We start from the raw sequence: 8,783 nt of genomic DNA on the forward strand, positions 1-8,783 counted from the left end.
GTGCCATCCAGATGGCCTCTCGGCCGTCGCCGAAAGGCCATGCATAACGCAGCGGACTTGCGCCCAACTACCTTGGAAGGGAGTCCCGGTGAGCAGCGATCAGGTCGCGGTACCAGCTGTACGACGCCTTCGGCGTCCGCCGCTGGGTGTCGAAGTCAACGTGCACCAAGCCGAATCTCTGCTGGAACCCCTCGGCTCGTCGAACACCCTGTCATTCTACGCGGCCGCAGATCAGAGTCGCCAACTACCCTGGGAACAAGCGTCGTTGGATAATCGCCACGCCGATCGGAGCCACTCCTACCTCTCATGGCGTGCCCGATGGGCGACGATCAGGTCGCGATACCAGGCATAGGAGGCCTTCGGGGTGCGGCGCTGGGTCTCGAAGTCGACATAGACCAGGCCGAATCTCTGACTGAACCCCTCAGGCCGTCGAACAGACTGTCACTTTACGGCCCGGTGCGCGAAACCCGATTGCCGAGACGCCACCCGAGAGTGGGATCACCGACGTCCTGGGAGGCCCGGGTCAGGCAGAGACGCGGGTCAGGCAGAGGCGCGCTCCAGCAGGCCGCCGCGCTTCCCGGGTGCGAAGACGAGCTGCCAGCCGACCGCGGTCGCCAGTGCCCAGATCAGCCATCCGACGCCGAGATGCCGTGCGAAGACGCCGAGCGCCGACAGCAGGAGCAGGCAGGGCAGTGCCCAGCCGAGGACGTCTTGCCACCGTGCACCGGAGACCACGGCGGACACCACGCTGACGCCGAAGTACACCATGAGGCCCGCGCAGAGCAACCACCGGACGCCGCTCCCCGCAGGGTCGTGCGGATGCGCGATGGCCAGGCCCAGGCCGGCGGCGACGGAGGCGAGCGCGCCGGTCGTCAGGCAGTGTAGGGACAGGGCCAGCCGCACCGGAAGATCGCGCCGGCCGGTCTTCGGGATCCCACCGAAGCCGTAGAGCAGCGACATGCTCCACAGGCCGGACAGCAGGGCGAACGAACCCACCGCCGCGCCGGCCAGGTGCACATCCCAGGAGGTGTCGGCGGCGACCGAGGTGATCTGGATGACCCCCTCGCCGAGCACGATGATGACGTAGAGGCTCAGCCGCTCCATCAGGTGCGGCACATCTGCGTAGGCCGCCTCGATCACCGGCAGCCGCCCGCGGTCGCCGTTCCTCCTCACGAGGCGCCCCGCCCACTCCTGCGCGCCCCGCAGCATGCGGCTGCCGGCGTCCACGAGTATGGCCAGCAGGTCGAACCCGATTCCCAGGGCCCACAGCCAGTAGCGCGCCGGAGCATCCACCCACAGCGACACGATCCACGGCAGGACACCGAGACCCATCTGGGCCACCGGCCAGTCCATCACCACCCGCCCGCGCCGCCAGAACCGGCTGGACAGCCAGCGCAGGAAGACGTATGCGGCGACGAACGCGAGGTGGTGCCTCGTACCGCGGATCCCGGGGACGGCCGCGACCATGACGGCGAGGCCGAGCATCGCCAGCAGGAGACCGGGCGTCCGGGCGCGGTCACCCTCGACGTTCCCGTAGACGGTGAAGCAGACCCAGGCGATCCAGAAGGCGAGGTACAGCAGGACGTACAGGGCGAGATCGGCGGCCGTCGGGCCCTCGTGCAGGAGGTGTGACAACTGCAGCACGCCCGCGACGACGACGAGGTCGAAGAAGAGCTCGACCCAGGAGGCATGCCGCTCGGCGCCGCCCGCCGACTCGGCGGTGTTCATGAATGTCATGAGGTGATCATCGGTCATGCTCCGATCGGTGATCTCCTGCAGGCTCCGGGCGGTGGCGTCAGCACCCTCCAACGCAGTCCGATCCGACAACCGGTCACCCACCGGCGACTTCACCTGTCCGGGACGTGGCACAACCCGATCAACGACTTCACCGCACCGAAGTGGCCGGTACTGCCTCCAACTGGGCCAGGCCTCAGGTGTGGTTCGCGGGTCCGTGGTCGGGGCAGTCGGTCAGTGCGTTAGCGGTCAGCGCGAGGTGCTGCGTGAGTAGTTCTGCGGCGGTGTCGGCGTCGCGCGCCAGCGTTGTCTCCTCCAGTCGGCGGTGTTCGGCGATGCCGTCCCGGCCCGGGGCACGGTGCGCCGACCAGCGGCGGGCCAGCTCGCTCGCGGTCCACATCCGGTCGAAGGCCTCCAGCAGGACGGCGTTGCCGCAGCCTTCGAGCAGGGTGCGGTGGAAGGCGCGGTGGGCTTCGGCCCATTCGGCGCTGTAGTACTCGCCCTCCCCTTCCGCGTACGCAGGGGTGCGGGCCAGCCGGTGGTGGGTGGCCCGCACGCGGGCCTCCCAGTCGACGTCGCCGCGTTCGATGGACATGCGCAGCATGATCGGTTCGATGGTGCGTCGGGCTTCCGCGATCTCCTGCCAGCGGCGGTCGGAGAAGGCCGGGACGGCGAAGCCGCGGTTGGGGAGACGGTCGGCGAGGCCCTCGCCGACCACCCGTAGCAGCGCCTCGCGCACGACGGCCAGGCTCACGCCCTGTTCCTTGGCGAGTTCCTGCGGCTTGAGGGCGTCGCCGGGGACGTACTGTCCGCGCATGATCGCGTCGCGCAGGCGTGTGTAGACCTGCTCGGAGAGCATCGGCTTCCCCGAGGCGGCCGCGGTGTGGGTCGTCATGCCACCATCATAGACGATCTGGAAGATAATCGATTATTACTGCTATGGTCGATTCGAAGTCGTCATCGGCATGCGGCATCGCCACCGCTGCGCGCCGGACGGCACTCGGGCGGGCCCCTTCGCGGCCGCCCGCAACACGCTCTGAAAAGGAACGATGCAATGAGCACCAACAACCCCTTCGCCCGCCTCCCGGAGACGGCATCCTTCACCGTCACCAGCACGACCGTCACCGACGGCGCCGCATGGCCGGTCGAGCAGTACTCCGGCCTCTCCGGCATCCCGGGAGGGAAGGACGTCTCTCCGCAGCTGTCCTGGAGCGGCGCCCCGGAAGGCACCCGGAGCTACGCCGTCACCGTCTACGACCCCGACGCGCCCACCGGCTCCGGGTTCTGGCACTGGGCGGTCGCCGACATCCCCGCCACCGTCACCGAGCTGCTTGAGGGTGCCGGCGACGACACCGGCTCCAGCCTGCCCGAGGGCGCGTTCCAGCTGCCCAACGACGCCCGCATGGCCCGCTTCATCGGCGCTGCCCCGCCGGCCGGCCACGGCCCGCACCGCTACTTCATCGTGGTGCACGCCCTCGACGTCGCCACCATCGGCGTCGACACCGAGGCCACCCCCGCCGTCCTCGGCTTCACCATGGCCGGCCACATCCTCGGCCGCGCAGTCCTGACCGCCACGGCCGAAACCCCCGCCTGACCGGCAACATGTCGCAACTCATCGACACCACGCAGATGTACCTGCGCACCATCCTGGAGCTCGAGGAGGAAGGCGTGGTCCCCCTCCGTGCCCGCATCGCCGAGCAACTGAACCAGAGCGGACCCACCGTCAGCCAGACGGTCGCCCGGATGGAGCGCGACGAGCTGCTGCACGTCGCCCGCGACCGGCACCTTGAACTGACCGACCGGGGCCGCCGACTGGCCACACGTGTCATGCGCAAGCACCGCCTCGCCGAGTGCCTGCTCGTCGAGGTGATCGGCCTGGAATGGGAACAGGCCCACACCGAAGCCTGCCGCTGGGAACACGTGATGAGCGAGGCCGTCGAACGCCGCATCCTGCACCTGCTGCAACACCCGACCACGTCCCCCTACGGCAACCCGATCCCGGGCCTTGAGGAGCTCGACAAGAAGAACACAACGGACCCGTCCCTCGGGGAGGAATTGAAGGGATTGATCAGCCTCAACGACTTCCGGCGGGCCCCGGACGGCGCGAGCGCGGTCGTACGCCGCATCGGAGAGCCGATCCAGGCCGATCTCCGGCTGATGCACGCCCTGCGCCGCGCCGGGGTGCAGCCCGGCGCCGTCGTGCAGGTGACACCGTCGCCCGACGGTGTCACGGTCGCCAACGCACAAGGGGCCGCGGAACTTCCCGCACGGGCGGCCGCGCATGTCTTCGTGACCGCGCACTGAGCAGCCGTCACATGCCGCTCATCATCGTGGCCGGGGTGTCCGCGTTTTGCGGGCCGTTGGGCGTGCTCGGGCTCGCTGCGGCTTCGTCGAGCGCGGCTCGGCGGGCGGTGGCGTCCTCGCTCATCCGGCGGCGCAGCTCCCGATAGGTGTGGTGGTCGGTGAGCGAGGACCGGGCCGGCCGCGTGGTGGGCCGGCCGCCGGGGCCCTGGCCGGGCTGCACCACGGGGCGGCGCCGACGCGGACGTCGACGGCCGTCACGGTGCCGGGCCGCAGCTGCTCGAAGGCGGCGAGGATGTGGCGGGCCCGGTGGCGGAGTGGGCGGCCGGCGAGCACGCGCAGGCGGAGGGTGGTCGGCGCTCGCCGACCGGCCGTGGCCCAGCCGGCGAGTCGAGAGCAGAAGGCTCAGCGGGCCAGCAGGTCCCGGATCGCGGCCGCGATCTCGTCGGGTGCCTCTTCGGCCATGAAGTGCCCGGCTCGGGTCAGCCGGTGGTCCAGATCCGGCGCCCATGCCTTCCACACCCCGACAGCGTCGTAGCCGAGCTGCGCACCCCAGTCCTGCTGGACGACCGCCACGGGCATGGCCAGCTGCGACCCGGCGTCCAGGTCCGCCTGGTCGTGCGTGACGTCGATGTCCGCCGAGGCCCGGTAGTCCGCGACGATCGACGTCACCGCCGCGGCGCTCGCGCGCAGGTATTCGGCACGCACCTCTTCGGGCATGGTGGTCGGGTCGTTGGCCCAGGCGTCGAGGAACGAGCCGAAGAACGCGTCCGCACTGCCTGCGATCATCGCCTCCGGCAGGCCCGGCGGCTGCGCCATCAGGAAAAGGTGGTAACCGACCGACGCCGAGGCGCCGTGCAGGACGTTCCACATGTCGAGCGTCGGCACGATGTCGAGAATGCCCAGGTGCGTGATGGTCTCAGGGTGGTCCAACCCCGCCCGGAAGGCGACCAGGGCTCCCCGGTCGTGGCCGACGAGGGCGAAGCGCTCGTGCCCGAGCGCCGCCGCCAGGGTCACGACGTCGGCGGCCATGGTGCGCTTGGCGTACACATCGGGGTCAGTGGCCGCCGGCTTGTCGCTGGCGCCGTAGCCCCGCAGGTCGGGACAGATCACCGTGTGCTCGTCGGCGAGACGCTCGGCGACGTGCCGCCACATCAGGTGGGTCTGGGGAAAACCGTGCAACAGCACGACCGGGCTGCCGCTGCCGCCGACAGCGGCAGCCAGCTCCACACCGTCCGCGCCGGGCAGGCGGATGTGATCGAAGCCGGGAATGGTGAGCGTCATGAGGGAGCATCCTTGCGGGTCGGGGACTTGACCGGATCAGCTTGGGCGACAGCGATCAGCAGCCGATCAGTACGGTTGGGCGCAGCCGGCCCCTGGCCCGGAGGATAGGAGCATGCGAATCGACGTGCTCGGTGCGGTGCGGGCCCTCCACGACGACGGCAGCCCGGTTGACCTGGGCGGACCCCGCCATCGTGAGGTACTCGCCCGGCTCGTCGCCGCCGAGGGACGGATGGTCACCACCGACACCTTCGTCAATGACCTGTGGACCGATCCACCTGCCCGCGCCGTGGGCGCGCTGCGCACCTTCGTCGCCGCGCTGCGCCGCGCCCTCGAACCCGACCGACCGCCCCGCGATCCGCCGCGCGTCATCGTCACCGAAGGTCCCGGCTACGCGCTGCGCCTGCCGCGCGAGGACGTGGACGTCCATCGGTTCCAGGACGCCCTGGCCCGAGCCCGCCGCACCCCCGAGGCGGTGACCGACCTCGGCGCGGCACTCGCGGCCTGGCGCGGACCCGCCTACGCCGATGTGACCGGCTCCCCATGGGCGCAGCGCGAGCAAACCCGGCTGGAGGAGCTCAGGTTGGACGGGGTGGAAGTGCGCGCCCGCATCCTCCTCGACTCCGGGGAAGGGGCAGATCTCGTCGCCGAACTGGGTGCCCATGTCGCCGAACACCCGTGGCGCGAGTCGGCCTGGGAGCTGGTTGCCCGCGCGCTGTACCGCGCGGGCCGCCGGGCCGACGCGCTGGCCGCCCTCCGCCGCGCCCGCGCGATGCTCGTCGGCCAACTCGGACTCGACCCCGGTGGCGACCTTCAGCGCCTGGAGAGGGACATCCTCACCGGGTCCGCGCGCCCCGAAGGAGCACGTACCGCGTGGACCGGCCCTGGTGTCCGGCTCGGCCCGCGCACCACCGTGGATCTGGCCCGCACCCTCGCACTGGCGGGTGGCGACGCCCTCGTCCACTCGCGGCGCGACCGCCTCGCCGCCATCCGGGCGGCGGAACGCACGGGCGACCTCTCCCTGACCGCCCGCATCATCGGCGCCTACGACGTGCCCGCCATCTGGAGCCGGGCCGATGACCCGGAGCAGTCCCGCGCCGTCGTCGCTGCTGCCGAGCGCATGCTCACCGGGCTCGGCCCAGGCGGCCCCGCCGGCCTGCGCGCCCGCCTCCTGGCCACGGTCGCCGTCGAGAGCCGCAGCGCCGATCTGTCCGGGACCGAGCTGAAGCACGCGCGGCAGGCGGCGCGTCAGGCGGAGGAGCTGGCACGGGATCTGGCCGATCCAGCCCTGGTGGTCTTCGCCCTCAACGGGGTGTTCCTGCAGTCCTTCAGCGGCCCCGGGCTCGCGGCAGTACGGGACGGGATCGGCGCCGAGATCCTCGACCTGTCCACCCGGCACGAGCTGCCGAACTTCGCCGTACTCGGCCGACTCGTCCGCCTGCAATCCGCCTCGGCCCTCGGCGACCTCGACGCCGCGACCTCGCACGCCGATGCAGCCGACCGGCTCGCCGCCGCCACCGAGGCGCCGCTCGTCGGTGTCCTCACCGGGTGGTTCAGGGCCCGGGCCACGGCCGCCCGCAGCGCCGAACCCGGCGGACCGACCGCCGCCACGGCAGCAGCGCACTACCGCGCTGCCGAGGACACCCTCCGGACGGCCGGAATGCCTGGGCTGCACCGCGGTCTTTTCCCGCTCGCCCTTCTGGGACTGCGCCTGCTGCACGACCGGCCCGCGCCCACCGACCCGCACCTCGACTGGGGCCCGTACGGGCCCTGGACGCGACCCCTCGTGCTGCTCGCCCAGAACCGGGGCGAGCAGGCCCGTACCGCCCTCGCCGCGGTGCCCGAACCACCGCGTGACCACATGCAGGAGGCCATGTGGTGCCTGACCGCCCGTGCCGCCGTACGCCTCGGCGAGCGCGGAATCGCCGCCCGCGCTGCGGCTGCCCTGCGTGATGCCCGTGCAGAACACGCGGGCACCGCCAGCGGATTGCTGACCCTGGGCCCGGTGGCGCGGTACCTGGCAGAAGCGGAGGCATGCGCCGGAGCGGGGTGAGCGACCGCCGTCCGCGAGCCCCGGGCCCGTCCGCGCTCACCTCACGGCCCGCGGGATCAGGTCGCCATGACGTTCAGGGGCGTCTGTGGCCGACACCAGGCAGTCGCGACGGCTCGGCGCCACGCGTGGTGATCCACCTGCTCACCCTCGTACCCCCGCTCCGTAATGGCTTGAGGTGATCGTGCCGGAGGACCGCGGCCCGGGCCGCCGGCCCGATTCACTTGATGCGGGCCCGTCTGCGATCGGTGTGCCGGCGCGGTCGCCGGTGCCCGGGAGGTCCTTGGCGGGCCGGCCTGCGGGTGCGCTCACCGGGCATCGACCGGGTGAGGACGCCGAGTGTGAGCAGGGCGAGCGCCGGCAGCACGGCGACGATGATTCCCATCGGCAAGGCGTCGGTGGCGCCACCCGCGCCGGCCAGCGGAGCAAGTGCCGCTCCGAACATGAACTGGCTGAAGCCGAGCAGGGCGGCGGCCGACCCGGCGTGTCCGCCGTGGCCAGCCAGGGCCTGGGCCGCGGCGTTCGGCATGACCAGGCCCACGCTGGAGACCAAAACGAACAGGCCGATCAGGAGCACGGGCAGGGGTGCCCGTGTCAGCACCGCGCCCAGGACCGTGGTGCCACCGGCTGTCGCGCCCAGCAGACCGGCGAGCAGCAGCACGCGGGCGCCGGCCCGGGCCACCAGCCGGCCGCTGATCTGGGCGGCCGCAATGAGTCCGGCGGCGTTAACGGCGAACACGGCGCTGTACTGCTGCGGTGACAGGCCGTGGATTTCCTGCAGGACGAACGGCGAGCCGGAGATGTAGGCGAACATCGCCGCGAAGACCAGGCCGTTGGCCAGGACGTACCCGGTGAAGACCCGGTCGCTGAGCAGCTGCCCGACGACAGCCAGCAGCGGCTGGCGTGACGCGGAGGGCCGGGTCTCCGGCAGTCCTGCGGCGGAGGCCGCCAGCATCACGGCGCCCAGTACGGCCAGGGCCACGAAGATTCCAGGCCAGGCCGTGACGCGCAGTAGCTGGCCGCCGAGGACCGGCGCGAACACCGGCGCCAGGCCGGTGATCAAGGTCAGTGCGGAGAAGAGACGTGCGGTGCGGGTTCCGGAGGTGCGGTCGCGGACCATGGCGTTGGCGATGACGATGCCGAACGCCCCGCCGATGCCCTGGACCAGGCGTAGGCCGACGAAGGTTCGGACGTCGGGTGCCACCGCGCAGAGCGCGCTGGCGATCGTGTAGAGGGCGAGGCCCGCCAGCAACGGACGCCGCCGGCCGTAGGTGTCGCTCAGCGGCCCGGCGATCAGCTGCCCGATGGCCAGCCCGGCCAGACAGGCGGTGATGGTGAGCTGGGTGGCCGTGGCGCTGGCGCGCAGGTCGCCGGCGAGGTCCGGCAGTCCGGGCAGGTAGCCGTCGATGGACAGTGG

Annotated in this window: 8 protein-coding genes and 2 pseudogenes; 3 read left to right on the forward strand and 7 right to left on the reverse strand. The window is 71.7% G+C overall.

What is annotated here, in order from left to right; all coding sequences use genetic code 11:
- Positions 1–67: 67 nt before the first annotated feature.
- From ACFC1R_RS27270 to ACFC1R_RS27285, 4 genes and pseudogenes are all read right to left on the reverse strand, one after another.
- Positions 68–196, reverse strand: a pseudogene (locus ACFC1R_RS27270) (family 1 glycosylhydrolase); the annotation flags it as partial.
- A 101-nt stretch (positions 197–297) separates the two neighbouring features.
- Positions 298–423, reverse strand: a pseudogene (locus tag ACFC1R_RS27275) (family 1 glycosylhydrolase); the annotation flags it as partial.
- Positions 424–540: 117 nt separating this feature from the next.
- Positions 541–1,737, reverse strand: coding sequence for a low temperature requirement protein A (locus tag ACFC1R_RS27280; protein WP_375942937.1), 1,197 nt, complete (start codon positions 1,735–1,737; stop codon positions 541–543).
- Between the two features lie 193 nt (positions 1,738–1,930).
- Positions 1,931–2,629 (reverse strand): GntR family transcriptional regulator, encoded by a 699-nt coding sequence (locus ACFC1R_RS27285; protein ID WP_375942939.1) that lies wholly within the window; start codon positions 2,627–2,629, stop codon positions 1,931–1,933.
- A gap of 159 nt (positions 2,630–2,788) precedes the next feature.
- Between ACFC1R_RS27285 and ACFC1R_RS27290 the strand changes: the two genes are divergently transcribed.
- On the forward strand, positions 2,789–3,328 hold the full coding sequence (locus ACFC1R_RS27290) for a YbhB/YbcL family Raf kinase inhibitor-like protein (protein WP_375942941.1): 540 nt from the start codon (positions 2,789–2,791) through the stop codon (positions 3,326–3,328).
- Between the two features lie 8 nt (positions 3,329–3,336).
- Positions 3,337–4,038, forward strand: coding sequence for a metal-dependent transcriptional regulator (locus ACFC1R_RS27295; protein ID WP_375942943.1), 702 nt, complete (start codon positions 3,337–3,339; stop codon positions 4,036–4,038).
- 7 nt (positions 4,039–4,045) lie between these two features.
- Here the strand turns inward: ACFC1R_RS27295 and ACFC1R_RS27300 are convergent, their stop codons facing one another.
- Together ACFC1R_RS27300 and ACFC1R_RS27305 are read right to left on the reverse strand one after the other, a co-directional pair.
- Positions 4,046–4,261, reverse strand: a complete 216-nt coding sequence (locus tag ACFC1R_RS27300) for a hypothetical protein (RefSeq protein ID WP_375942945.1) — start codon at positions 4,259–4,261, stop codon at positions 4,046–4,048.
- Between the two features lie 179 nt (positions 4,262–4,440).
- Entirely contained in the window at positions 4,441–5,319 is an 879-nt protein-coding gene (locus ACFC1R_RS27305) for an alpha/beta fold hydrolase (protein ID WP_375942947.1), read from the reverse strand.
- Positions 5,320–5,431: 112 nt separating this feature from the next.
- Between ACFC1R_RS27305 and ACFC1R_RS27310 the strand changes: the two genes are divergently transcribed.
- Entirely contained in the window at positions 5,432–7,369 is a 1,938-nt protein-coding gene (locus ACFC1R_RS27310; RefSeq protein ID WP_375942949.1) for a BTAD domain-containing putative transcriptional regulator, read from the forward strand.
- Between the two features lie 217 nt (positions 7,370–7,586).
- On the opposite strand, the gene ACFC1R_RS27315 is transcribed toward ACFC1R_RS27310, so the two are convergent.
- A partial coding sequence (locus tag ACFC1R_RS27315) for a multidrug effflux MFS transporter (protein ID WP_375942951.1) occupies positions 7,587–8,783 on the reverse strand: 1,197 nt, incomplete at its 5' end.

Source organism: Kitasatospora sp. NPDC056138, assembly GCF_042264695.1.
In the GTDB taxonomy this organism is placed as follows: Bacteria; Actinomycetota; Actinomycetes; order Streptomycetales; family Streptomycetaceae; genus Kitasatospora.

Coding starts and splice junctions, on each gene's coding strand:
- ACFC1R_RS27295 (WP_375942943.1), top strand. CDS start 3,337: ATGTCGCAACTCATCGACACCACGCAGATGTACCTGCGCACCATCCTG.
- ACFC1R_RS27310 (WP_375942949.1), top strand. CDS start 5,432: ATGCGAATCGACGTGCTCGGTGCGGTGCGGGCCCTCCACGACGACGGC.
- ACFC1R_RS27305 (WP_375942947.1), bottom strand. CDS start 5,319: ATGACGCTCACCATTCCCGGCTTCGATCACATCCGCCTGCCCGGCGCG.
- ACFC1R_RS27290 (WP_375942941.1), top strand. CDS start 2,789: ATGAGCACCAACAACCCCTTCGCCCGCCTCCCGGAGACGGCATCCTTC.
- ACFC1R_RS27285 (WP_375942939.1), bottom strand. CDS start 2,629: ATGACGACCCACACCGCGGCCGCCTCGGGGAAGCCGATGCTCTCCGAG.
- ACFC1R_RS27280 (WP_375942937.1), bottom strand. CDS start 1,737: ATGACATTCATGAACACCGCCGAGTCGGCGGGCGGCGCCGAGCGGCAT.